Raw genomic sequence first — 25,242 nt, forward strand, 5'->3', positions numbered from 1 at the left:
TGAAAACTACTCGTTAACAGGAATCCATCTCGGCCAGCTCGGATCTTTGTCAAATTGCTTCAGAAAGACGATCGCGAATTCCCTAGCACGGTCGTCCGGGATGCCGTAATCGATGGAGTCTTGGAAGTATTTTGCGGCCTCCGTACGTTTTCCACGACTGAGATAATGCAGCCCAATTTGGTAATTGGCACCACCATGCGCGAGCTTGGGAGTATCCCTTAAGTACTCACTGATCGAGGAATCGCCGGCATTGTACCGCAGAAAATTTCTGCGGACACGATTGCCGTCCTCAGGGAAGTTTTTATACAGTTTGACGGCCAACGCTTGCGCTTCTTCATAGCGGCCAGTGATCAAGGCTAGATCGATCACCCATCCGGCACCCTCTTCCGTAGCCGTGCCCAGGTACTCTTCTATAACCGGGTCATCAATATCTATTTTCTCCGTCTCGAGCTGCAGGATTATACGGCAGAGGTTGCCACGACCAATGGCAAACTCTTTTTGTTTAAGACGCTCAATCTCACTATCAATTTCCGAAGGGTTATCAAGAGCGTAGCCGAGAAGAGTGGCTTGGCCTTGATTGGTTGTCCGATAATACTCTCGCGCCTGTTCGGTATCGCCATGAAGGCGATAATACCTTCCTTTGACGTTTTGCGAGGCATACGATCCCTCCTTACCAAACTGAGCAAAAATCTCGTCCAGATCTTGTAATAATTCATCCGCTCGCATGTTGAATTTTTCCGCTTCCACCGAATCCCCCTGATCCTCTGCCTCATTGGCTAGTTTTACAAAGAGGTCCTGAGCGAGCATGCGTATGTACAGCTGGTACGTCAAGGAAAACTCGTTCACCGGCAGATAAGACATACTGCGGTCGGCGTCTTGAATCGCAATTTCCATGGCCTCAAGGTCGCGTGAACCATTTGCCAGGGAGGCAAGCGTAAGAGCACGATACACGTACGCGAGAGGGTGCTGCAGGTTTTCCGCGGCCTCGGTTAGCAATTCCAAGCCGGTGTCGGGATCGGACCAAATTAACGAATTACCGACGAACATGCGTTCGTAATCGGAATTCAATGTCTTGGCATCCTGTCGAACGGTTGCATGGGCGTAGGACTCCCAATCACCGTGGATCAGGTACGCCATCGCCAGCATGGATTGAATAATTACGTCATCGGACTCAAGTTGATTCGCTTCCTCCAAGTATTGGATAGCCGCTTTTACATCACCATCATAACGGGCCTTTACTCCATCGACCATCAATTCGTAGGCGCGTGGTTTGTCGAGTTCCGCACCGGCGATTGCCTCACGTGCTTGATCAAAGTTGCCGATGGCTGCCGAAACGACCGCTCGATCAATGCCCACTTGTTGTTTGTAGGAGCGGGCTTCTTTAAGTTCATTCAGCGCGTTATGCAACTGAATAGCAATGATCGAACTGGAAATTGTTGACACCAACAGAATCGTCGTGATCACACTTCCCGTAATAAGCAGGGAGCGATTCTTGCGGGCAAACTTCCGAAACCGATACGATGCCGATGGTGGACAGGCTTGAACCGAATCACCCTTGAGGAATCGCTGGACGTCATCGGCAAACTCGGTCGCGGAGTCGTAGCGACGATTACGATCCTTTTCCAAAGACTTCATCACGATGAGATCGAGTTCGCCACGCAGCAGGCCGCCAAGCTTTCGTGGATCGGTTTGCCGCTTGGTCGCAATCGCTGCCGACTGCTTGCCCATAGTGCTATACCGCCGCGAAGGCTGTAATGGTTCATCCTCACGTATCATTCGTTGCAGGTCGGCGTAAGCCGTTTGGCGGATCTTTACCGGGTCCAGCGGCGTGCATCCAGTCAACAGTTCGTACAACAATATTCCCAATGAGTAGATATCGCTGCGGGTATCAATATCCAAGCCGCTCATCTCGGCCTGTTCCGGACTCATATACTGCGGAGTACCAATCATCTGACCATGGGCCGTGAACAGGGTCTTCTCGGTGAGTTGCTGAGAGATCGCCTTGGAGATACCAAAATCGATTACCTTAGGCACGGGCACGCCGTCGTGCAGGGTGACCAGTACGTTCGATGGCTTGATGTCGCGATGAATAATCCCCTTTTGGTGCGCGTGCTGAATCGCCTGGCAGACGGTCGCAAACAATTCCAACCGTTGCTTTAGCGTGAATTTGTTTTCATCGCAGAAGTCGGTGATCGGTACTCCCTTGACGAGTTCCATCACGAAATAGGGACGTCCCGCATCCGTAGATCCTCCGTCAAACACCTTGGCGATGTTGGGGTGGTCCATCAGGGCCAGTGCTTGCCGCTCCGCTTCAAAGCGAGCCACGACGGCCCGCGTGTCCATGCCCGGCTTGATAATCTTGACGGCGACCTTGCGACGAACCGGACGGCTTTGCTCGGCGAGATAGACGACGCCGAAGCCTCCTTCGCCAATCATCTGCAGCAGCTTGTAGCGTCCGATGTGCTCGCCCACAGCCTCGCCATTGCCACTGAAACTGGCCGTCGCCTCAACCGCCACGTTGGACTTCAGCAGGGATTGCTCCTTTTCAAAAGCATCCAGCAGGGCATCCACTCGTTCCCGGAGCGCTGCGTCGCCTGCACAGATCTGGACGAGATAATCTTCACGTAGTTCCCCAGACGTAATCCCTCGAGCAATGTGAAAGATCTTCTCTTCGTCCAATTGGCGGTCATTCATGCTTCGATTCCAGTTCGTCGTGAGTAGTATTCTGGACCTGTAAATAACTATGCGAGATTCACAGTCAGAGCCCCGAACCGATTTTTGGAAATTTTCTCTAAGTACATCATTCACTCGCTTCCGACATGGCAACACGTAACCAGGATCGAGCGTAAGCCCAGTCGTTTTCGGCGGTCGAGAGGGAGATACCGAGCGTTTGCGCTGCTTGCGCGGTTGTCAGACCGGCAAAGAATCGCAATCGGACGATCTCCGCTTTGCGAGGGTGTTGTTGATTCAGCCGCTCCAGGGCTTCGTCCAATCCGAGGATGTCATCGCATGCGATTGGCAGAACTGCCGGATCTATCGCGGCGAGCTCGAGACGTTTTAGTTCACCACCGTGCTTCACCGTTGCTCGCTGGCGAGCACGCTCGATGAGAATTCGCCGCATAGCCTCAGCCGCCGCGGAGAAAAAGTGACGAGCATTGTCCCATTTTTGCGGCTGCTTTTGGTCCACCAGGCGGATAAACGCGTCGTGCACCAACGCTGTGGCCTGAAGCGTCTGGCCGGGCCTTTCCTGTGACATCTTAGCGCTGGCGAGCTTACGAAGCTCGTCGTAGACCAAGGGTAGCAAGCGATCCGCTGCCGAGGCATCGCCATCTTCGATCTGGGATAGAATCTGCGTAACATCTGACATGATGCCAAGGTACTATGGCCACAAGAAGAATGCCAATCTCCCAAGGTCGATTCTTGGCAATTGCTCTCGCTTGCCTCCTGTTGCTGAGGCAGTCTTACTTTCACGTTCGTAAAGATTAGTTTGCGAATGGAAAGGTACGACTCGCCTTCGACAAGTTCCTACCAGTACTCCCGGGCGGCAGCCAACCACGCACACGCACTGTTTCAACGAACAGCCAACGTCCAGCGCGACTAGATCGCTCAGAAATGCGAAAAGTACCATCCCCCGCCAGCAACAAATCTCAATGTCTTCTTTCGCGTAAATCCGCGATAATATTTCCGATCTCAATTGTGCATGACAATAACCCCGGTCATGGCGAAGCAACGGTTCCTTCTTAGGAAATTGGCTGAGGTGACGGATCATGGTTAATCGACGGTACCCATTACGGCGGACCTTGCCGGATAGGACAACTAGAACCGCCAAATGCCCTCTTCAGACGTTTGTGGTACAAAACAGGTACCACTAACGCTTTGCCAATCGGCCATTGATGCCTGGCCAGGGCACTCTTAATGGTCCTCCTTTTCTTCTTAACATCTCAACACCCGCGCTAATCCCCCGGTCTCCTTTGATGTTCAACGCCCCTTGGTTGCCAAGCCTGTTCCTATCCTCGCCTAAGCGTAAAAGCAGACGCAGGCAGCGACTTGGCTTGTCCAAGCACACTCACCCGTGCGTGACTTGCATTGTTTCTGGTGAAGCACTTGAAGAACGATTGGTACTTTCGGCAACGGTTGGCAACAACATCGCGGTCGGTGACGAATTCCAGAATTATCGGATTGCGATCGCCGCGACTGCCGAATTCACCGCCTATTTTGGTGACCAGAATGCCGCCCTGGCTGCTATCCAAGATACGGTCGCAGAACTCAACGAGATCTTCGAGCGCGAACTAGCTATTCACTTCGATCTGGTGAGCGGCACCAACACCATCTTTACTAACTCGTCTACCGATGGTTACACCAACGGTAACGCCAGCACGATGATCGGCCAGAACACGCCGATTCTCAACTCCATCATTGGTGTGGGGAACTACGACATCGGGCATGTCTTCGGAACCGTATCCAGCGGCGGAAGTGGCCTAGCCGGGCTCGGGGTCGTCAACAATTCGAATTGGAAAGGACGTGGCGTTTCGTTATTCGCTGCACCTGTTGGAACCAACTTTGTGAACCTGGTCGCGCACGAGATCGGGCACCAATTCAATGCAGAGCACACGTTCAATGGGAATACTTACGGTTCAACAGCCGGGAATCGAAGTGCCAGTAGCGCCTACGAGCCAGCAAGCGGTTCTACCTTGATGAGTTACGCGGGTATCGCTGCCGACGGCAGCGGTAACGACAATCTCCAGGATCAGGAAGACGATTACTTCCACTCGGCAAGCTTTGAAGAGATCCAGACCTTCTTGGCCGGTAGCGGTGCTCCGAGTTCCACGACTCCAACTGGAAACAGCATACCCACAATTTCTGCAGGTTCGGACTACACCATCCCTGCTGGAACGACTTTTCAACTGATTGCTTCCGGATCGGATGCCGATTCGTCGGACACACTTACCTATACGTGGGAACAATTGGACCTCGGTCCAGCGATGAGTCTGCCGCTGTTCGATAATGGCAGTAGTCCCTTGTTTCGCTCTTTCGTACCGACAACCGACCCGTCACGAACCTTTCCTTTGCTTGACGACATCATCAACAACGTCAATACGGCAGCAATCGGCGAGGCGCTTCCGACGACCGATCGCGATATTAACTTCCGTGCCACGGTGCGTGATGGCAACGGCGGGGTGAACTCGGACGATACGCTGATAACTGTCGTCGCTACGGGATCGCCTTTCCAGCTGACCAACACGAACAGCGGATCAACTTGGATCGGCGGGCAGTCGCAGACGATCACCTGGGATGTCGCCGGAACGACGGCCAATGGAATCAATGCTGCCAATGTGGCGATCGAACTCTCCGACGACGGCGGCTACACGTATGGCATTACGCTGGCGGCTTCGACGTCAAACGATGGTTCTTTCACGATCGATGTCCCCAACATTGACATCGCCCAGGCTCGAGTCCGTGTTCGTGCCATCGGCAACGTGTTTTTCGATATCTCTGATGCCGATTTCAGTATCACAAGCAATGCGAGTCTTCCCGGCGTAACAGTGACCGAATCCGGCGGCACGACGCTGATCGGCGAAGCAGGAGTTGTGGGCGGTCAGACGGTCGACACGTATACCCTTGCCCTGAATACGACTCCCAGCGGTCCCGTCGATATCACGGTCAATGCGGATTCCCAGACAGAGGTTAGTCTCGATGGCGTGAACTTCGCCTCAAGCGTTGTCGTGACTCGTTCAGACACAACGCCCCAGACCATCCATGTCCGCGGCTTTGACGACGGAGTTGAAGAAGGCATTCACAACGGATCGATTACGCACAGCGTCTCGTCGAGCAGTGATTCCAACTATCCCCTGGACATGGATATCAATTCGATCAGTGTCACCATTGCCGACGACGAGTTGCAGCCGCTGATTGGCGTTGACTTCGACGACACCGGTTCCTCACCCACCAACTGGACAACCATCACAAGTATCTTCTCCAGCTCTAACTCCAACTTGATTCGCGAAGACGGTGCGACTTCATCGGTTGACCTCACTATCAATACCAGTGGTGGCGCCAATACAGATACGACTAGTCCACCGCCCAATTTGCCCGATCACTCACCGACTTTGTCAGGCCTGGACGGTATTCGTTTTGCCGCGAATTCCATCGTACTCACCTGGTCAGATCTCGTTCCACTGGCTGATTACGACCTGTATCTGTTTTTGTCAGAACCCTATTCCAACATTGCGATCCAGACCGTCACGATTTCTGGTGGAGGAAACAATCCGTTCCCCTTCATCATGGATACCTCACAGACTGGCTCTGACCTGCTCGTCAACAGTGCCGTTGCCAGTCCCAGCAGGCCCTTAGAAGACGACGCCGTTCGTGCGACCGCCGACAGTAGTGGTGAAATCGTCATCACCATCTCTAACACAGGCGGCGACTATGTCTTTCTTTCCGGGGCGGCTATCCAGGCAGTCGCCCCAGTAGGTACTCCGCCTCAGGCAGTTAACGATTCATACTCGATTGACGAAGACACAACACTCAATGTTTCGGCAGCGGGCGTTCTCAGCAATGACACCGATACCGAACTGGACCCGTTGACGGCCTCACTATTGACCGGGCCGACCAATGGGTCGCTGACGCTCAATCCGGATGGGTCCTTTACCTACACACCCAACGAGAACTTCAACGGCACCGATACCTTTACGTACCTGGCGAATGACGGCAGTTACGACTCGAATACGGCGACGGTGACCATCACGGTTAACGCGACCAACGATGAACCCGTTGCCCAGGACGATCCGGTGACTACCGATGAAGACACACCGATCACTGTGTCAGTTCTCGATAACGATAGTGATGTCGATGGCGACACAATCAGCGTGTTATCCGTCTCCGATTCCGCCAATGGCACTGCGGTCCTGAACGTGGATGGTACGGTCACCTACACGCCGAATCAGGACTTTCATGGTGAAGACACTTTCACCTACACCATCACCGACACGAACAACGAAACGCATACGGCGACGGTAACGGTCACGGTCGATCCCATTAATGATGAGCCGGTTGCCGCGGACGATTCGGCATCCACCGACGAGGACACGGCCGTTGACATTTCTGTCTTAACCAATGACAGCGACATCGATGGCGACAAGTTGACCGTCCAGTCGGCCAGCACTCCAACCAATGGCACGACTGTGGTCAATGCTAACGGGACCATTACCTACACCCCCAACGCCAACTTCAACGGCACGGATGAATTCACCTATACGATAAGCGATGGCAACGGTGGTTCGTATTCGGCCACGGTGACGGTTACGGTCCTTGCCCTTAACGATGCTCCCGTTGCGACCGACGATGGCTACTCGGTGGATGAAGATGGTACGCTGACCGTTCCCGCCGCTGGCGTGCTGGGTAACGATACCGATGTCGAAGATGACTCGCTTAACAGCATACTCGTGTCAGACACTGCTAATGGAACGTTAACACTCAACACAGACGGCTCGTTTACCTATACCCCCGATGCTGACTTTTACGGAACCGACACTTTTACCTACAAGGCCAACGACGGTTCCGCAGACTCGGATCCGGCAACGGTAACCATTACCGTGAATCCGATTAATGACGCGCCCGTTGCCACCGATGACTCCGCTTCGACGAATGAAGATACGCCCGTCACGATCAATCTCTTGGCGAATGATACAGACACCGAATCGGACTCGCTGAGTATCGAAATCGAAACGGGGCCAACCAACGGAAGCGTCGAGCAGAACCCTGACAAGACGGTGACCTACACGCCAGATCCCGATTTCCACGGCACCGATACGTTTACCTACCTGGTTACCGATGGCGACAAATCGGACACGGCCACAGTAACGGTCACCGTGCTGCCGATCAACGATGCCCCGATCGCTGTCGACGATTCCGCGACAACGACGGAGGACGTCTCCGTCGCCATCTCGGTCTTGGACAACGACACGGATGTCGACGGCGATTCACCCACAGTTGCTTCCGTGAGCGATCCCGCGAATGGATCGGTCGTGATCAACCAAGACGGGACGGTTACCTATACGCCTGATACCAACTTCGAAGGCAGTGACACCTTCACCTACACCATCGATGATGGCCATGGCGAAATGGACACCGCAACGGTTACCGTCACCATCGGCGCTGTAAACGATCCTCCGGTGGCCAGTGACGACTCGGCATCAACCGATGAAGACACATCCGTCGATATCACCGTGTTGGATAACGACAGTGATATTGACGGCGATGTGCTTAGCGTGGTCTCGGCCAGTGAGCCGGCCAACGGGACGACCGTGGTGAATGCCAACGGCACGATCACCTACACGCCCGATCCCGACTTCCACGGGACCGATACGTTCACCTATAAAATTGATGATGGCAATAGTGGATCGGATACGGCTACGGTGACGGTGACGGTCAATCCAACAGCTGACGCACCCGAGGCCACGGATGACGATTACAACGTTGATGAGGATACGACGCTGACCATTTCTGCGGCCGGGGTCTTAGGAAACGACTCGGACGTCGATGGTGATTCGCTCACCGCGGCGGTCGTGGCTGGCCCGTCCCACGGATCGTTGACGCTCAATAGCGATGGTTCGTTTAGCTATACCCCAAACACGAACTTCAACGGCAGCGACAGTTTTACGTACCAAGCAAATGACGGTACTGCCAACTCAAATACAGCAACCGTTACGATTGTCGTAAACGCGGTGAACGATCGGCCGGAAGCTGCGGACGACGATAGCTACTCGGTCGATGAAGATAATTCACTGACTGTTCCTGCGGCAGGCGTGCTAGGCAATGATTCCGACATTGATGGCGACGGCTTTACTGCGGTTCTGGTCGACGGCCCTGACAATGGTGACCTGACGCTCAATAGCGATGGTTCATTTACCTATACGCCGGACACCCACTTCAACGGCAGTGACACCTTCACCTATCTGGCCAACGATGGAATTGCCGACTCGGATCCGGCAACTGTGACCATCACCGTCAATCCAATCAATGATGACCCTGAGGCCAGTGACGATTCGCCCACCACCGATGAAGATACGGCTGTTGACATCGCCGTATTAGACAACGACACCGATATCGACGGGGACATACTCACCGTTATTTCGGCGAGTGATCCGACCAACGGATCGGTTGTTGTGAACGCGAATGGGACAATCACCTACACCCCAGACACCAACTTCCATGGCAGCGATTCGTTTACCTACACAATCCAGGACACCAGCGGGCAACCGAGCACGGCGACGGTCAATGTCACGGTCAATCCGCTCAATGATCCTCCAGTCGCTCTGGATGACTCAGCGCAGACCGACGAAGGCGTGCCAGTTGTCATCACTGTCCTTGGGAACGACAGCGACGTTGACGGTGATCAACCAAGCGTTACTTCGGCAAGTGACCCCGCCTCTGGTACGACCCAGATAAACCCGGACGGGACGATTACCTACACGCCCGATGTTGACTTTCACGGAAGCGATTCATTTACCTACAACATCGCAGATGGCAATGGCGGTAGCGCAACCGGGACCGTTTCAGTCACTGTCTCTGCCACGCAAAATGATAGCGTCGTATCCCTGTCGTTGGCTGCGCTTGACGGCGGGGTCAGCAACGCCTCGCCACCAACATTTGGCGAAGAGCCTCCCGTATTACACGAGTGGCAGAGCGTTGGCGGACAACTTTGGCTAACCGTTGCCGAAGCATTCGATGAGATATCGGTCGACCTGGTCATCGATATCGTTTCTTCAACGGAACTGGTTGAGGCCCCAGTCATCATCGAACATGTAGGCCAAGCGGCCCAAATTGAAAGCGATGTCGTCAACACTGACCGGGCAACGCGAATTACGCTCACAGGCATTGATCTCTCTGGCGTTCAAATCGGTGATCATGTCTACCTGGGGACGCTCTCGTTTTCACCCAATACTTCCAATCTGGCAGGCCTGACGTCCGGTACAGACGGAGAATATTCCCAAGGTGAAGATAATCTCGGGTTTTCCGTTAATGCCGCTGAGACCGTCGGCGGCGTTCCACTTCTATTCGCGTCTGAGGTTCCCGGTTCTATAGCCCCGGTCATCTACGATACAAACGACGACGGTCGAATCGGGCTGTCTGATTTCGCTGAGTTCATCAGTCTCTATGGACATACGGCTGACCAGAGCAAGCCAGAGGCATATCGATATGATTTCGACCGCAATGGCAAGGTATCACTGCAGGACTTTGCTTTGTTCATCCGGTATTACGGATTCACGAAAGTATCCCAGTCTGATATTGAGATGCCTGGCCTAACGAGCGAACTTGTGACTCAGGCAGCAACGTCGCAGCCCGCAGAAGAATTGATCGGCGTGTTCGCTGCCGCCCAACTCGAATCAGAGCCCAACGAAATCACATTGATCGATCAAGGCTCTGAATTTCCTGCGCAGCTAAGCGTTAGCTCACCTCAGGTAACCAATTCGACACTTGTCCCTGAGTCCCGGCACGATACTGAAAAGTCCTTTATCGAAGAGAATTCTGAATCTACAGTCCAACGTACTATCCGGGTTGATCATCTACCTCACGCACGGCTCTTCTCCAACGTTTCGTGGGAACCGCGACTTGTGGATGTCGCGGTTCAGGACGACGATGTCTTTGACTTCTCCTCGCGTGCCGTCGAGAGCGATGATGACGACGAGTTCGCCCTCGCGCCCATTTGGCCCATAGATTGATAACAGTTTGACACGGCGGTCCTGTGCAAGGACACCGCTTTAGGCCACCGGCCGAACCGGTCACAGGGTAAACTCCAGAATGATGAGTTGCTCGGAACGGCGATCAGGCTAGAATTCTTGAGAGTGGTACATCACGCCAAGGAGATCGCTATGAGTCATCAAATTGAGAAGCTTATTGACCGACTCTGGGATTCGTATCGGATGATCAATCCCCAGGCCGACCTCATCCACAAGTTGCTCTCGGACCGCGGCGAGACGATCGTGAATGATCACATCGCGTTCAGGACGTTTCAGGATCCTCGAATAGGTATCGACCAACTGGCGGTTCCTTTTCTCGAAGGAGGCTACGAGGCTGGGGAAGAGTACCATTTCGAAGCAAAGAAGCTTTTCGCCAGGCACTATCAACACAGTGACCAGGCGTTCCCGAAAGTCTTTATCAGCGAATTGCTATTAGACGAGTTCTCCGGCGAATTTCGCGACATCATAACGCAAATGCTTGAGCAACTGCCGGACGTGAATACACTCTCGGAGCCGCTGTGCACTTCCGGACAACTTTGGAACGTGCCGTTTGCTGACTATGAGAAGTTGAGTGAGCAAAGTGAATATGCCGCCTGGATGGCCGCCCATGGGTTCTGCGCAAACCATTTCACTGTCTTCGTGAATGCCCTGACAACCATCGATTCGCTGCAGGATCTCAACGCACTGCTAATTCAAGAAGGGTTTGCCTTGAATCAAGAAGGCGGAGCCATCAAGGGCTCGCCTGAGGTCTACCTGGAACAATCTTCGACAGTCGCTTCGGTCGTGGAGATTCCCTTCCAGGACGGAGTGCATGCCGTGCCGGGCTGTTACTACGAATTTGCCCGGCGGTATCCTCTCCCTGATGGCTCTCTCTTTGAAGGCTTCGTTGCCAAAAGTGCCGACAAGATATTCGAGAGCACTGACAAGAAGCTACAAAACTAGCAGCCAATACTACGGGAACAGGCCACGTCGTAGCTTGGCTTCGGCGACTCGTTCGATACCTTCGATCAATGCGGCAGTACGGAAGTCGAGGTTCTGCTTCTCACTCCGACCAAGCGTCCGCTGGAAGGCATCGACCAAGATCTTCTTGAGTCGCGAGTTGATCTCATCCAGCGTCCACATGTAGTTCTGAGTTCCCTGAACCCACTCGAAGTAAGAGACGGTGACACCACCGGCATTACCGAGAACGTCCGGAACCACGAAGACTCCTCGTTCTTTCAGGATCTCGTCGGCTTCGAGGGTTGTAGGACCGTTGGCACCTTCCGCGACCATCTTGCACTGTAGTTTCTCGACATTGCTGGCCGTGATCTGATTCTGCAAAGCACAAGGTGCCAGGATATCGCACTTAAGCTCAAGCAACTCCTGATTGGAGACCTCGTCGGCGTGCGGGTACCCTTTCAGCACGCGATTATCCGCCACATATTGCAGCAAATCGGTCACCGAAAGTCCTTTCGGGTTATAGAGGCCAGTCGACACATCGCTAACGCCGACGACCTTGGTACCCAGTTCTTCCAGAAGTCGCGCTGTATTGCTACCGACATTACCGAAGCCCTGAACGACCGCCGTCGCTCCTGGCATCGACAGCCCCATTACCTTGGCGGCTTCTTCGATGACATACACAAGACCTCGGCCGGTGGCTTCGCGGCGGCCTAACGATCCGCCTAAGGCCACTGGCTTACCGGTGACAATGGTCGGAACCGAATAGCCAAGCTGCTGGCTGTATGTGTCCATCAGCCAAGCCATCACCTGTTCGTTGGTACCCATGTCCGGTGCGGGAATGTCCTTCTCGGGTCCGATCATTTCGATGATTTCCATCGTGTAACGCCGCGTTAAACGCTGCATCTCGTGGCTGGTCAACACGGTGGGGTCGATGCGGACACCACCTTTGGCCCCGCCAAACGGAAGACGCATCAGCGCACACTTCCAAGTCATCCACATCGCCAAGGCAGACACTTCGCCGAGACCGACATCTTCATGATAGCGAATACCCCCTTTGGTTGGCCCCATTGTCAAGAGATGCTGAACTCGATAGCCGAATACCGTCTCGACATGGGTGTAGCGATCTCTTCGAAACGGCAACGTTACCACAAGTGTCCGTTGAGGGAATAAGAGACGCTCTCGCAAGTTCTCGTCGAGGCTCATAATCTGAGCCGCTTTAAGAAACTGCTGTTGAGACAGGTGCAGCATGGGAGAATTCCACTCTTGCTGCTCAGCATGCGTTCGCTTAACGGCCAGTTTCAATGAACGGGCGAGGCGGTGTCCATCGATCTTTCCCTTAATCAAGTAGTCTTGGGCACCTGCTTCTACGGCCTTGGCAGCCAGAGAAATATCGTCATTGCCTGTCAGCACGACGACTGGAATGTTGCCGGCCGCCTCGTGCATCCGCAGAAACGTCGGAAGCCCTTCGCTATCAGGCAGCGTGAGATCGAGCAAAATGGCATCGGGGCGATTCTGCGACAGGTAATTGAGGCCTGACTCCAAGCGTTCGACGCTGAAAATCGTGAACTTGGTATCGCCCGTTTCGGAAAGAAGTTCCTCGATCAGTTTGGCTTGAAGCGGGTTATCTTCAACGACAAGAACAAGAATTTCCGACATCGCTGGCTCCTGTCAAAGTCGGCTGGGGTGGCGACAGGGTAAAAATCGACACGCGTCCGCTAACATTCTATGGCGTAAAATACCCAATGGCGCGTAAAATCTCTATTAACTCTTTTCGGCAGGATGGCCATGGCACTGGAATCGGAAGTTCAAACCATCTTATCCCGCATTCAAACACAGCGGGATGAAATGCTTCACCAACTGGTGCGATGGGCAGCTATCAATTCTGGCACTAGCAACCTGGCAGGCCTTCGCCAGCTAGGCGATCTCGTACTCGACGATCTTCGGACCTTTTCTGACGATGCCCATGCAATTTCTGTCGAGCCGCAGCTTTTTGTTAACCAACATGGCGACTTGAAAGAACGCCCTATTGGCGACGTCCTATTAGGAGTTTGCCGCACGGGTGCTCCCCAGCAGGCGATCTTGTCGATTCATTTGGATACCGTCTATCCCAACGAATCTCCTTTTCAGAATGTAAAGCAAGAGGGTGAACTACTTCACGGCCCCGGCGTGGCCGATGCCAAAGGGGGCCTCGTTGTCCTTTTATGGGCACTCAAAGCATTTGAGGAATACGTCGAAACAACCGGTCACCTCAACCTGGGATGGAAGGTCATTCTCAATAGCGACGAAGAAATCGGATCGCCTGCTTCTCGCGAGGTCTTCAGTACTCATAGTGAAGGAGTCGATTTTGGTTTGCTGTTCGAACCTTGTCTGCCCAACGGTAGTCTTGTGGGGCAGCGGAAGGGATCGGGCAACTTTGAGATTGTCGTCCGAGGGCAAGCGGCGCACGCAGGACGTGAGTTTCATAAGGGGCGTAACGCAATAGTTGCTGCGGCCCATGTCACCCAGAAGCTGCATGCCCTGAATGGGCGCTGGAAAGACACCACAATCAATGTCGCCAAAATTGACGGCGGAGGTCCCACCAACGTCGTACCAGACACGGCCGTCGTCCGTTTCAACATCCGTTATCCATCCGCGGACATCGAGGCTCCGTTCAATGCGGCGCTCGATCGAATTGTCGAGGAAACGGGAGACGGGATTACCTTGATACGACATGGTGGATTCTTCGCCCCACCCAAACCGCTGACCGAAGAATATGAATCATTGCTCAAGACTGTTCAGGCCAGTGGCAAGACACTTGGGATTGATTTCTCCTGGGAGTCGACCGGCGGCGTCTGCGATGGCAACCGCCTGGCAGCACTCGGTGTGCCCAATATCGATACGATGGGCGTCCGCGGGGGCAATATCCATTCCCCTCAGGAATACATGCACTGCGACAGTTTGGTCCAGCGAACGCAGCTCACCTTCCTCACTTTGGTAACCCTTGCCGAAAGATTTCGACAGGCCGGGACTTCAACCAAGGCGTAAAATGAAGTACAGCACCCATCTGCTAAGGAGGCCCCATGGAATCCAAATCCCTGATTGCCCAACAGCTTTTGTCTGATCCCCGTGTCGCCCAGGCAACGGAACTTCTTACCGCCGCGTTGGCAGAACATTCTGCCAAGCTGTCTGCCCGCGGTCCCATCCCGGAACTCACCGAGCCTTACCAGAAGTGGCTAGACGTATTCGCTCAGCTGCGCGGCAACGCGCTGTTCTTTCCATACCTCGGAAGTGGAGCAGGGCAGGGGGCGCTTGTCGAACTAGCGGATGGAAGCGTCAAATACGACATGATTACCGGTATTGGCGTCCACGCGATGGGACATGCCAACACGGATCTTCTGCCAGAACTCATTCCTGCGGTGCTCTCGGATACGGTCATGCAGGGAAATCTCCAACAGAACACCGAATCACTACTGCTGAGCAAACAACTGGTCACTCTCGCCAATCAACACGGGGCTTCGCTAAATCATTGCTTCTTATCCAGCAGTGGAGCCATGGCCAATGAAAACGCAATCAAAGTTCTGTTCCAACACAAAGTCGGATCAAGCCGCATTTTGGCATTCCAAAACGCGTTTGCTGGTCGGACGCACCTGACTGGCCAAGTTACCGATCGCCCTAAGAACCGGGTCGGTCAGCCTCTGACGGTACCGGTCGACTACGTTCCCTTTTTTGATGCCAGTCGTCCCGAGGAGAGCACCCAGGAGACACTGCAAATCGTTGAAAGGTATCTCCAACGTTATCCGGATGCGCACTGCGGCTTCATCATGGAACTCGTGCAAGGAGAAGGGGGCTACTATAGCGCGCCACGCGAGTACTTTGTTTCGCTCTGCGAACTGCTCAAGAGACACAAGGTTCCCGTCTTCTTCGACGAGATTCAAACGTTCGGCCGAACATACGCCCCGTTCGCGTTTCAGATGCTCGAACTCGATGAATTCGCCGACGTCGTCACGGTGGGCAAAATGTCTCAGATATGTGCGACGTTCTTTCGCCAAGAGCTCAATCCGAAGCCAGGACTATTGAGTCAGACCTTCACCTCCTCCACGACTGCGATCGTTACTGCGCGCTGGATCTTGCGGAAACTGGTTGAAGGCAATTTCTATGGTCCTCAGGGTCGCATTGCCGATATACACAGTAGGTTTGTGAGACGGTTCGAGGCAATTCATGCGAAAGCCCCAGACCGCATACAAGGCCCGTGGGGCATTGGCGGCATGATTGCTTTTACGCCGCTGGATGGCTCTGCCGACGCTGCGAAGAAAGTACTGCATGCCTTGTACGAAGCAGGCGTGATCGCGTTTGTCGCCGGAGCGGGACCAGCACGCGTACGGTTCCTGCCTCCATTTCTTTCGTTGACTGATGACGAAATTGAGAACGTCTGTGACATCCTGGAAAGTGTCCTGCTGTCTCCGGAATTGAATTCCTAGCAACCACCTACGTCCTCGAAGGAGTCGCTATGCTCATTCGGCCTGTAGAACAACGCGATCTCGATCAACTGCATGACTTGGCTCAGCTGACCAAGTACGGGCTCACGACCCTTCCGAAAGATCGAGCGACCTTCGAGAAACGGGTGCGGCAAAGTCTGCGAGCATTCGAAGACTTGAACGACGCCGATCCGCAAGGACAGCTCTATTTGTTCGTTATGGAAGACACTGCTTCGCAAAAAGTGGTCGGTACGTGTGGCATTGTATCGAAGGTTGGTGGCTTCAAGCCTTTCTACGCGTTTCGCCTCGAGACCGAGATCCAGCAGTCGAAGACTCTCGGCAGCAAGCACGAACACCGCGTTTTGCACCTGTTCAAGAACCATGACGGGCCGACGGAGATCGGCAGTCTTTTTCTGCATCCCGAGTATCGCGGCGGAGGAAATGGCCGCGTGTTATCGCTATCACGCTTTCTGTTCCTTGCCGAGTACCCGAAGCTATTCGAGCAGGAAGTTATTGCCGAAATGCGTGGCGTTGTCGATGAAGCGGGGCACAGCCCGTTCTGGGAGGCGTTGGGCGTCCATTTCTTCGGCATCGACTTTCCCAATGCCGATATGCTGAGCCTCATCAATAAAGACTTTATTGAAGAACTAATCCCTCGCCATCCTGTTTACCTCGACTTGCTTTCCCCTGAGGCCCAGGCTTCGGTGGCCGAGGTGCACCCCAATACCGTCCCGGCTCGGCGACTCTTAGAGGGTGAAGGTTTCGCATACCATGACATGGTCGACATCTTCGAAGCGGGCCCGGTACTTCAATGCTCACAAGCGAATATCCGCACCGTGAAGGAGAGTCGCGAACTGCCAGTTGTGTCCGTTGAATCCACGTTAGGAGAAGGCGCGCTACCGGCCATTGTCTCGGCGAAGGACAGCTTCTTCCGGGCCAGTGGTGGCAAGGTCGCCCAGACGCCTGACGGACTCGTACTCGAGTCGCAATTGGCAGAAGATTTGCAAGTCAGCGTTGGTCAGACGGTTCGCTTCGCTCCCCTGAAAGCATCTTGTTGAACCGGCCCCAGGAGACCTCTCATCATGAATTACATCGATGGAAACTGGCAACAAGGCTCCGGTGATCCCTTTGTCAGCGAGAACCCCGTCACCGGCGAACAACTCTGGCAGGGAAATGCGGCCACGCTCGATGAAGTACGTCGCGCTTTCAATGCGGCGGCAGAATCGCAAGTAAGCTGGCGCAATCGATCCTGGGAAGAACGTGCCGAAGTGCTTCGTCGTTTTGCTGAACTTGCCGATAAGCATTCCAATTCGCTCGCGAAGGCGATCTCGAACGAAGTTGGCAAGGCGTTCTGGGATGCCACGACCGAAGCGAAAGCAGTTGCTGCCAAATGCGCGATTACGATTGAAGCGTATCAGCACCTTCGTGATGACACTCAAGTGAGTACGAACACTCTCAAGGGGCGCGTCATTTACCGACCGCTTGGTGTCGTGGGAGTGATCGGTCCCTTTAATTTTCCTGCTCATATCGCCAACGGTCAGATCGTACCTGCACTGTTGGCTGGCAATAGTGTGGTTTTCAAACCGAGCGAGCTAACCCCACACGTCGCGCAGGTGATGGTCGAGCTATGGGAAAAGGCTGGCTTACCATCAGGTGTTTTGAATCTTGTGCAAGGGGGCATCCCCACCAGTCAGGCTATCTTAGCCGAGCCGCATCTCCGAGGACTGTTCTTCACCGGTAGTCGCGCCACGGGCATCAAACTACGGGAAGCCCTAACCACGCGTCTTGAGGTTCTGTTGGCCTTGGAACTAGGAGGCAACAATCCCCTCGTCGTCCACCAAGTGGAGAACATTGACGACGCCGTGGACAAAGTAGTCAAGTCCGCGTTTCTTACCTCAGGGCAGCGCTGCACCTGTGCGCGAAGGCTCATCGTTACTGGTGACGCACGGCCGTTGTTAGACCGACTCGCTGAAAAGACGCGTGAGGTGACCGTCGGACCTCCGAGTGATCAACCCGAACCATTCATGGGATCCTTGATCCATGCGAATGCTGTTGAGGATGTCATCAAGTTTCAAGCCGAGTTGACAAATCATGGAGCGGTTCCACTTATTCCAGCGGAGCGGATGTCACTCGGACCCGCTTTCGTCAGCCCGGGGATCGTGGACGTCACGGCCTGTGCAGCGCGACGGGATGAAGAAGTGTTTGGACCACTTTTACAAGTCATACGGGTCCCTGACCTGGATGCGGCGATTCGTGAGGCGAACGATACCCAGTATGGGCTCGCTGCCGGGATCTTGTGCGGTGAGCGGGCGGACTTCGATCGATTCCGCAATCAGGTAACCGCCGGATTAATTAACTGGAATTTACCCACAACCGGCGCAAGCGGACGACTCCCCTTTGGGGGAATCGGGCAGAGTGGCAACTATCGCCCGGCTGGCTATCACGCAATTAACTTTTGCCATACTCCGATTGCTGAGGTCGAGGCTGTCCAGGAAGGAGCCGAGACAAAGTGACCACCTACGAAGTGAATTTTGATGGGCTCATTGGGCCGACGCATCACTACGGTGGGCTTTCCCACGGAAATCTGGCATCGGTCGGGCATCGACATGCTATTTCCTCACCACGTAGTGCAGCACTTCAGGGGCTAGCGAAAATGATGCGTGTGGCCGACTTGGGGATCCCACAAGCATTTCTTCCCCCACAACGTCGCCCCGATCTCGCGTTTCTGGAAGTACAAGGATTCTCGGGTTCGCCGGCCGAGCGGATTTCTGCAACTGGGCAGCAGCGACCGGACCTGCTCAGCATTGCTTACAGTGCTTCAGCCATGTGGACGGCCAATGCAGCAACCGTTTCTCCCAGCAGCGATTGTGAAGATGGCCGGGTTCACTTCACGCCAGCCAACTTGCAGACGATGCCGCATCGAGCGTTGGAAGCACGGCAGACAACCAAGACACTTAGAACGATCTTTCACGACAAAAATCATTTTGTCGTTCACGAACCGGTGACTGCGGGGGTCGAAACAAGCGACGAAGGGGCCGCCAATCATACCAGGCTTTGCCGCAGCTACGGCGGTCCCGGGGTCGAGATATTTGTTTATGGTCGCGAGCAAGACGATCACCACCAAACCCAGCGATTTCCGGTCCGTCAAACGCGAGCGGCATCAGAAGCGATCGCCACTTCGCACATGCTCAATCCCCAACGTTGCGTCTTCGCGCGGCAACATCCAGACGCGATCGACGCTGGCGTGTTTCATAACGACGTGATCTCCGTCGGAAATCAATCGTTTCATCTCGTTCATGAGTTCGCGTTTGCCGATCAAGATCGCGTTTTAGCTGAGATTTCGGACACTTTTGGACCTGGGCTACAGCAAATTGTGGTGACCGATCAGGAACTATCTTTGCCCGATGCTGTTCAAAGCTATTTCTTCAACAGTCAACTCATCACCACTGGTTCCAATCAGATGCTGTTGCTCTGCCCCATTGAATGTTCGGAGAACGCAGCCGCGAATCGATTAGTCGCCAGCCTGCTGAAAGCTGACAACCCAATCTACGATTGCCAATTCGTCGATCTTCGCGAAAGTATGCAGAATGGTGGAGGCCCCGCCTGCTTGCGTCTGCGGGTCGTTCTCACCGAAGAAGAGCGGGCGGTATTGCCCCCTTCGGTGTTCATTACCCAGAGGCAATACCGCCAGCTATGTGATTGGGTGAAGCGGCACTATCGCTCACAGCTTACCGTGGACGACCTTGCCGATCCACGCTTGATCGACGAAGTCGCCATCGCCATGCAGGAACTCGACGAGATGCTTGGCTTCTAACCAAGCATTTCTGGCCGAATGGACGTAAGGGGACGAGCCTGCTGATAGTAGTGAGCAGCCTGAAGCACCAACGCGTCCGCATGTCTGGGGCCGACAATCTGCAAGCCAATCGGTAGACCGCTTGAGGTAAAGCCACAAGGTACCGAAATGGCGGGTTGCCCCGTCATATTGAACGGATACGTGAACGGGGTCCATGTTGGCCATCGATCGTGCGGCCAATCCTTCGGAACCTCCAGCCCAGCATCAAAAGCCGGTATCGGCAGCGTAGGCGTGAGAAGCAAGTCGTACTTCTGATGAAAGAGACTCATCTTCTCGGTAATATCGGCTCGCTCGTTCGAAGCTTCCATAAACTCCAACAATGACAACTTGCTGGCCCACTCAGCAACTTTGATCAGATTGGGATCCATCTTGGCCCGATCGTCCGGGCCGATATCCCGAAGCGCGTTCGCGGCACCACCATAAAAGAGACGATTGAACGACTCGAGTGGATCTGAGAAGCCTGGATCACACGTTTCGATAACTGCGCCCCCTTCTTCAAACGCATCTGCGGTCGCCACGACTGCCGCATGTACCTCTGGTTCGACGTCGACGTAACCGAGCGCCGGGCTCAGCGCGATGCGGACCCCACTCAGGTCAACATGTTCTAAAACATCACGGAAGGATATTGGACAGTTGGGCAAAGTCACGTCCCGAGGATCAGGTTCTGCCAAGACATCCAGCAAGAGCGCCGTATCCGCCACCGTCCATGTCATGGGACCAACATGAGCGAGTGGGTAGAACGCGCTCGGAGGCCACATCGGGCATAATCCGTGGGTTGGCTTGTGCCCTACAACTCCGCAGAAACCTGCTGGAATGCGTATCGAACCACCTGCATCGGTTCCCAGCGCTAGTGGTCCCATGCCTAGTGGAACCGCAGCACCGCTACCGCCGCTCGACCCGCCGGAAACCTTGGTGGGGTCCCACGGATTGGACGTAACGCCATCCAGCGGATTGTCGGTGACCCCTTTCCAACCAAATTCCGGCGTTGTCGTTCTTCCCAGCGGAACAAAACCATTACGCCGCAGCGCTGCAATCGCTGGAGCATCGACCTGCAGTGGTTCTTCCGATGTAAGAGTTGATCCTTTTCGATTAGGCCAACCCTTGGTCATGAAAATATCTTTCACCGCGACCGGTACGCCATCGATAGGCCCCAGAGGCGTCCCTACTCGCCAACGCTCGGTGGAACGCTGGGCCGCTTCCATCGTGAGTTCTTCATTGAGAATGTTGTAGGCGTTCACCTTGTCGTTGTACTTGTGGATTCGGTCTAGGCACGCCTTCGTCGCTTCTATTGGCGTGAATTCGCCGGTCGCGAAACCAGCGGTCATTTCTCCTGCAGTCATATCCGCGATATGGGTCGCCTGGTGAGACATGTTCCGTTCCTTCCAGCTTCAAACTTCGTGTTATTCAAGTCGGGCACAGCGCACTAGCGGGGAATGACCAAGTCTTCCCCTCCGGCTGGCGAAGCTTTCACCGGGGCTCCTTCGCGCTCGATGAGCTCCATCACGACCGCCGCATTGCGTACGCGTTCACGAATCTGCGTGTCGTGATACTCCGGGGAATTCCAGGGCGCGTAGATCTCTTCCTCAGATGGCCCCGGTTCAATCTTGAAGTAACAAGGCGAACATAATCGGGCGATCTCCGCGGCTTCATAGAACCGATTGAATCCGCCCATCGCGTTGACAAGGCACAAGTAGATATCCATTGGAATACTGATCGAATTACGGATGCTCGAAAGCATCGGCAGTGTCAGGTCCGCCAGCGGATTGAAGCTGTTTGCTCCGAGTTTTTCTGCCAATTGAGCACCCGCCGGGTTGGCATGTCCAGCGAAGACCGACAACTTGAAGATCGTTTCCGCAGGAATCACACCTTTTTCACGGAGAACGCCGACGAGTGATAACAATCCTTCATCCGGGACCAAAAAGCCGCGAAAACCGGCTTCTAAACAGCGATCGCAGTCCTTGAGCCAATGACGAATACTATCGACGCCACGCAGCCGCATACCAGAAACGATGCCCTCGCGGGTCGAAATCTGTCGGCCGGTATCCCAACCCCGCCGAGGGCCTAGGGTCATGATCACTTCGATCTTTTTGTACTTGGCCAGAGCCGCAAATTCATTCAATTCGCTTTGCGTGAGATAAGTCGCCCCACCGACGGTCGCAATGATGCGATGAACCGGGACGTTGAGTTTTTCTGCCTCGGCAAGCATCGTTTCTAAGGCCGAGAGACGCTCGACACCAGCAATCTCGATACGAAAGTGTCCGCCATCAGGGAAAGAAAGTGCGGATGTGGGAAGCGAGTAATTGTCTCGCGTTGTTAATCCCTGTTCCTCAAGAGCCGCTTCCAGTTTCGCGTTATCGATTCCCGTCAATTGTGTGCTCCTGTGGCCTAAGAAAACGTAGTTGTGCGCACAGTCTGCAAAGCAACCATGCCGCCGGCGTTCTCGCTACGATCAAGTTTGATGTTGTAGAAATGTTTGCACGCATCCTATCGGTTCTTGCGTGATAGTCCAACCGCGAGCAACTTTTTATTTGCGAGTTCCTAATTAATCTTGAAATGACAAGCGCAAATCGATCAAGATGCGTTGGTCGCACCCCAAACCACTCCCAGCGAAGTCAGTCGTTCAAACCTGCGAAGAGGATTTGGTTCCATGTCGAGCGAAATGTCGGAGAAGCTAATTTCTGGTTTAAAGATTCCCACCGCAGATGATGCGTTCGAATGGAGCCCCCCCCTTCGAGCGCTGCCTGTGCCTGGAATTCGCCGTATGGTGAATCTCGCCGCGACGATGGAAAACGTTATCCATCTTTCGATTGGTCAGCCTGACTTTCCCTGTCCCAAGCATATCGTCGACGCTTACATTCACGCCCTGCAGGAGGGCAAGACCGGCTATACGATGGATGCTGGTTTGCCAGAACTGTTGAAAGAGTTGGCCAGCTACTACAGTGCGCGTACTGGACGCGAGATCACCGAAGACAACATCCTGGTTACGACTGGGGCAACGGAAGCGATGTATCTATCGATTAGCGTGACGGCAGCACCTGGTCGGCAGTTTCTGATTCCTGACCCTTGTTTTCCGCTGTACGCTCCATTGGTTCGCATGCATGGAGGGGAAGTTAAATCGATTCCGACACGCGCGGAACATGGACATCAACTTGACCCCCAAGAAGTGATCGATGCGATTGGTCCTCGCACGTTCGCAATCATCTTGAACTCGCCCAGCAATCCCACCGGCACCGTTTACCCGCCGGAAACGATCGAAGCAATCGTCCAGGAAGCAGCGTATCAGGGTGTCAAAGTCATCAGCGACGAGGTCTACGATCACCTGCTACTAGACGACCTCGAATACGCCAGTGTGCTAGGGCATGCGTCTGACCTGGACCACGTGATGATCGCCAGTAGTTTTTCCAAAACGTTCTCGATGGCCGGACTCCGAATCGGCTGGGTAATCTCCAGCCAGGGAACCATCAAGATGCTGCGGCGGTATCACATGTTCACGACGACCGTTGCCAACACACCATCACAATGGGCAGGCATAGCTGCTCTGCGGGGTGGAAATGCGTGTATTGACGAGATGGTGAAAGAATACCGCCGTCGTCGCGATCGTATCGTGCAACTCGTCAGCGAAGCGCCCCATATGACAGGCTATTGGCCGCAAGGTGGTTTCTTTATCTTCCCTTCGCTACCGCCACACACCAATGCCAGCAACGTCGCTCTACGAATGTTAGAAGAGATCGGTGTCTGCGTCGTGCCGGGTGAAGCGTTCGGCGAGAGTTGTACCAATTCACTTCGAATTAGTTACTCGACGTCGATCGAGAAGATAGAAGAAGCATTTGAACGGATGATTCCATGGCTGGCCAAGCAAGACTTATAGCCTAAGTCAGCTCCCGCAGATACTGCGGCGGAACGTGATCGGTCAGCCAGACATGGTTTCCGGTCACAAAGAACTGATAGCCATCAGCCACCATTTGCTGCGCGTTCACTTCCAGTACGACAGGCTTTCCATGACGACGTCCCACCGCGATCATCGTCTCACGATTGATCGAGAGGTGGACGTGATGCCGCTGGCCTTTGATCAAACCTTTCTCAAAGATCGACTCGAGAAACCGTGTCGCCGTCCCATGAAACAACAAGTCTGGGGGCGTTGCGGCTTCGTATTGCAGGTCTACCTGTGTCGAATGACCTTGTCTCGCCCGAATCTGCATCGCATCTTCTGAATACTCGAATCGCTGCTTGTCGTTGGTGAAGACAACTTCATCCAACACTTCTTTTGAGATCTTCAAAGCGCCGAGTAGGTCATCGATGGCGACCCAGCCCCCTGGTGCCAGCGTCAGCCCTACTGAGTCTGGCTGATGCCGCAGGATATAACTCATTTTCTTACTGATTCTTTTTAGCTTTTCCGCATTCACGGATTGGTTTCCTTATGGAAAGCGGGCTCGAAATGGCCCGACTATCTTTTCTTCTTCCGCACGATCGAGAACGGCAAACGTAACCGATGCAAATCGATTTTCGTACCTTCCACCACTTGTCAGGGCTTCTGCAAACAATCGAGCAATCATTGCTGGCTCATTGCGAAACACGCCGCATCCCCAGGCACCGAGTATCAGGTGCTGGTAGCTCTTGGCAGCTGCCAGCTTTAAGACCTTGTCGATTCTCGTAGTCATAGCTGTTTCGATTTCCGCGGCCCGATGTGGTTCGTTCTTCATCACGGCACCTGCGTTCACCGCGGGCGATGTCACAATGCTCAGCAGGTAAGGATCATCTAACAGCGATCCACCATCGTCCCGAAACACCGGCACGTCCGGACTAAGGATCATATGATCCGTGTAAATCGATGTACCGCACGAGCGATGGACTTCGTAGTATTCCCACTTCGATTCAAGTGTTTTCGCAAGTGCGGAGCTTCGCGCCAGACTTTCCTCTTGTGCCTGACTGCCACCCAGGTATCCGCCACCAGGATTCTTGGCCGAAGCAAAGTTGAGACACAGAACATTGTCGTGCTGTCTCTCCACTACGTGTCGCTCGGCAGCGTATAGGGTCGTTTCGTTGCGAACTTCAAACTGGGTAACCAGATCGTTTGAATCGGGTACCACCAAGGAGTCGAACTCATCCGGACGAATCAGTTTGGTTTTCGATATCGAATGGCGAATTTCTTCTGTTACGTCGACCGTGCGACTATCTGCCAACTCATAGCTGCCGTTAGCGACGATGCTAACTGTCTCCTGAGCGATGCTGGCACGTTTCGTTCGGCTCATCTTGCCGT

General features: G+C 54.1%; 15 protein-coding genes. 8 read left to right on the forward strand and 7 right to left on the reverse strand.

Annotation, left to right across the window (positions count from 1 at the left end):
- Nucleotides 1-6: 6 nt before the first annotated feature.
- A complete protein-coding gene (locus PSR63_RS25865; protein ID WP_274328897.1) occupies nt 7-2,808 on the reverse strand; it encodes a serine/threonine protein kinase in 2,802 nt (933 codons plus the stop codon).
- Complete coding sequence (locus PSR63_RS25870) at nt 2,801-3,367, reverse strand: sigma-70 family RNA polymerase sigma factor (protein ID WP_274328899.1); 567 nt, start codon at nt 3,365-3,367, stop codon at nt 2,801-2,803. The genes PSR63_RS25865 and PSR63_RS25870 overlap by 8 nt, the downstream gene beginning before the upstream one ends.
- A gap of 685 nt (nt 3,368-4,052) precedes the next feature.
- On the opposite strand from PSR63_RS25870, the gene PSR63_RS25875 reads away from it, so the two are divergent.
- The gene (locus PSR63_RS25875) at nt 4,053-10,721 is read left to right on the forward strand and encodes a tandem-95 repeat protein (RefSeq protein ID WP_274328900.1); all 6,669 of its coding nucleotides are present in this window, start codon (nt 4,053-4,055) and stop codon (nt 10,719-10,721) included.
- 150 nt (nt 10,722-10,871) lie between these two features.
- Nucleotides 10,872-11,681, forward strand: a complete 810-nt coding sequence (locus PSR63_RS25880; protein WP_274328901.1) for a DUF1338 domain-containing protein — start codon at nt 10,872-10,874, stop codon at nt 11,679-11,681.
- Nucleotides 11,682-11,690: 9 nt separating this feature from the next.
- Here PSR63_RS25880 and PSR63_RS25885 read toward each other — a convergent pair whose 3' ends face one another.
- On the reverse strand, nt 11,691-13,334 hold the full coding sequence (locus PSR63_RS25885) for a Glu/Leu/Phe/Val dehydrogenase dimerization domain-containing protein (protein ID WP_274328903.1): 1,644 nt from the start codon (nt 13,332-13,334) through the stop codon (nt 11,691-11,693).
- A 129-nt stretch (nt 13,335-13,463) separates the two neighbouring features.
- Between PSR63_RS25885 and PSR63_RS25890 the strand changes: the two genes are divergently transcribed.
- From PSR63_RS25890 to astB, 5 genes are read left to right on the forward strand one after another with little or no spacing between them, the layout of a single operon-like run.
- On the forward strand, nt 13,464-14,702 hold the full coding sequence (locus tag PSR63_RS25890; RefSeq protein ID WP_274328905.1) for a hydrolase: 1,239 nt from the start codon (nt 13,464-13,466) through the stop codon (nt 14,700-14,702).
- 35 nt (nt 14,703-14,737) lie between these two features.
- Nucleotides 14,738-16,135: an aminotransferase class III-fold pyridoxal phosphate-dependent enzyme gene (locus PSR63_RS25895; protein ID WP_274328907.1), complete on the forward strand. Its 1,398-nt coding sequence runs from the start codon at nt 14,738-14,740 to the stop codon at nt 16,133-16,135.
- A 29-nt stretch (nt 16,136-16,164) separates the two neighbouring features.
- A complete protein-coding gene (locus tag PSR63_RS25900; protein ID WP_274328908.1) occupies nt 16,165-17,190 on the forward strand; it encodes an arginine N-succinyltransferase in 1,026 nt (341 codons plus the stop codon).
- Between the two features lie 24 nt (nt 17,191-17,214).
- The gene (gene astD, locus PSR63_RS25905) at nt 17,215-18,645 is read left to right on the forward strand and encodes a succinylglutamate-semialdehyde dehydrogenase (protein ID WP_274328909.1); all 1,431 of its coding nucleotides are present in this window, start codon (nt 17,215-17,217) and stop codon (nt 18,643-18,645) included.
- Nucleotides 18,642-19,946: an N-succinylarginine dihydrolase gene (gene astB / locus PSR63_RS25910; RefSeq protein ID WP_274328911.1), complete on the forward strand. Its 1,305-nt coding sequence runs from the start codon at nt 18,642-18,644 to the stop codon at nt 19,944-19,946. The genes astD and astB overlap by 4 nt, the downstream gene beginning before the upstream one ends.
- On the opposite strand, the gene PSR63_RS25915 is transcribed toward astB, so the two are convergent.
- Complete coding sequence (locus tag PSR63_RS25915) at nt 19,943-21,355, reverse strand: amidase (RefSeq protein WP_274328913.1); 1,413 nt, start codon at nt 21,353-21,355, stop codon at nt 19,943-19,945. The two genes, astB and PSR63_RS25915, sit on opposite strands and share 4 nt — an antisense overlap.
- 53 nt (nt 21,356-21,408) lie before the next feature.
- Nucleotides 21,409-22,353 (reverse strand): hypothetical protein, encoded by a 945-nt coding sequence (locus tag PSR63_RS25920; RefSeq protein ID WP_274328915.1) that lies wholly within the window; start codon nt 22,351-22,353, stop codon nt 21,409-21,411.
- 393 nt (nt 22,354-22,746) lie between these two features.
- Between PSR63_RS25920 and PSR63_RS25925 the strand changes: the two genes are divergently transcribed.
- Complete coding sequence (locus tag PSR63_RS25925; RefSeq protein WP_274328917.1) at nt 22,747-23,853, forward strand: pyridoxal phosphate-dependent aminotransferase; 1,107 nt, start codon at nt 22,747-22,749, stop codon at nt 23,851-23,853.
- 1 nt (nt 23,854) lies between these two features.
- On the opposite strand, the gene PSR63_RS25930 is transcribed toward PSR63_RS25925, so the two are convergent.
- Together PSR63_RS25930 and PSR63_RS25935 are read right to left on the reverse strand one after the other, a co-directional pair.
- Nucleotides 23,855-24,388, reverse strand: coding sequence for an RNA 2'-phosphotransferase (locus PSR63_RS25930; RefSeq protein WP_274328918.1), 534 nt, complete (start codon nt 24,386-24,388; stop codon nt 23,855-23,857).
- Nucleotides 24,389-24,400: 12 nt separating this feature from the next.
- The gene (locus PSR63_RS25935) at nt 24,401-25,234 is read right to left on the reverse strand and encodes a TIGR02452 family protein (protein WP_274328920.1); all 834 of its coding nucleotides are present in this window, start codon (nt 25,232-25,234) and stop codon (nt 24,401-24,403) included.
- Nucleotides 25,235-25,242: the final 8 nt, after the last annotated feature.

This window comes from Bremerella sp. P1, from assembly GCF_028748185.1.
In the GTDB taxonomy this organism is placed as follows: domain Bacteria; phylum Planctomycetota; class Planctomycetia; order Pirellulales; family Pirellulaceae; genus Bremerella.

Bases quoted from the DNA above. Each gene is read 5' to 3' on its own strand.
- PSR63_RS25895 (WP_274328907.1), top strand. From the start codon at position 14,738: ATGGAATCCAAATCCCTGATTGCCCAACAGCTTTTGTCTGATCCCCGT.
- PSR63_RS25885 (WP_274328903.1), bottom strand. From the start codon at position 13,334: ATGTCGGAAATTCTTGTTCTTGTCGTTGAAGATAACCCGCTTCAAGCC.
- PSR63_RS25890 (WP_274328905.1), top strand. From the start codon at position 13,464: ATGGCACTGGAATCGGAAGTTCAAACCATCTTATCCCGCATTCAAACA.
- PSR63_RS25925 (WP_274328917.1), top strand. From the start codon at position 22,747: ATGGTGAATCTCGCCGCGACGATGGAAAACGTTATCCATCTTTCGATT.
- astD (WP_274328909.1), top strand. From the start codon at position 17,215: ATGAATTACATCGATGGAAACTGGCAACAAGGCTCCGGTGATCCCTTT.
- PSR63_RS25935 (WP_274328920.1), bottom strand. From the start codon at position 25,234: ATGAGCCGAACGAAACGTGCCAGCATCGCTCAGGAGACAGTTAGCATC.
- PSR63_RS25870 (WP_274328899.1), bottom strand. From the start codon at position 3,367: ATGTCAGATGTTACGCAGATTCTATCCCAGATCGAAGATGGCGATGCC.
- PSR63_RS25900 (WP_274328908.1), top strand. From the start codon at position 16,165: ATGCTCATTCGGCCTGTAGAACAACGCGATCTCGATCAACTGCATGAC.
- PSR63_RS25915 (WP_274328913.1), bottom strand. From the start codon at position 21,355: ATGTCTCACCAGGCGACCCATATCGCGGATATGACTGCAGGAGAAATG.
- PSR63_RS25880 (WP_274328901.1), top strand. From the start codon at position 10,872: ATGAGTCATCAAATTGAGAAGCTTATTGACCGACTCTGGGATTCGTAT.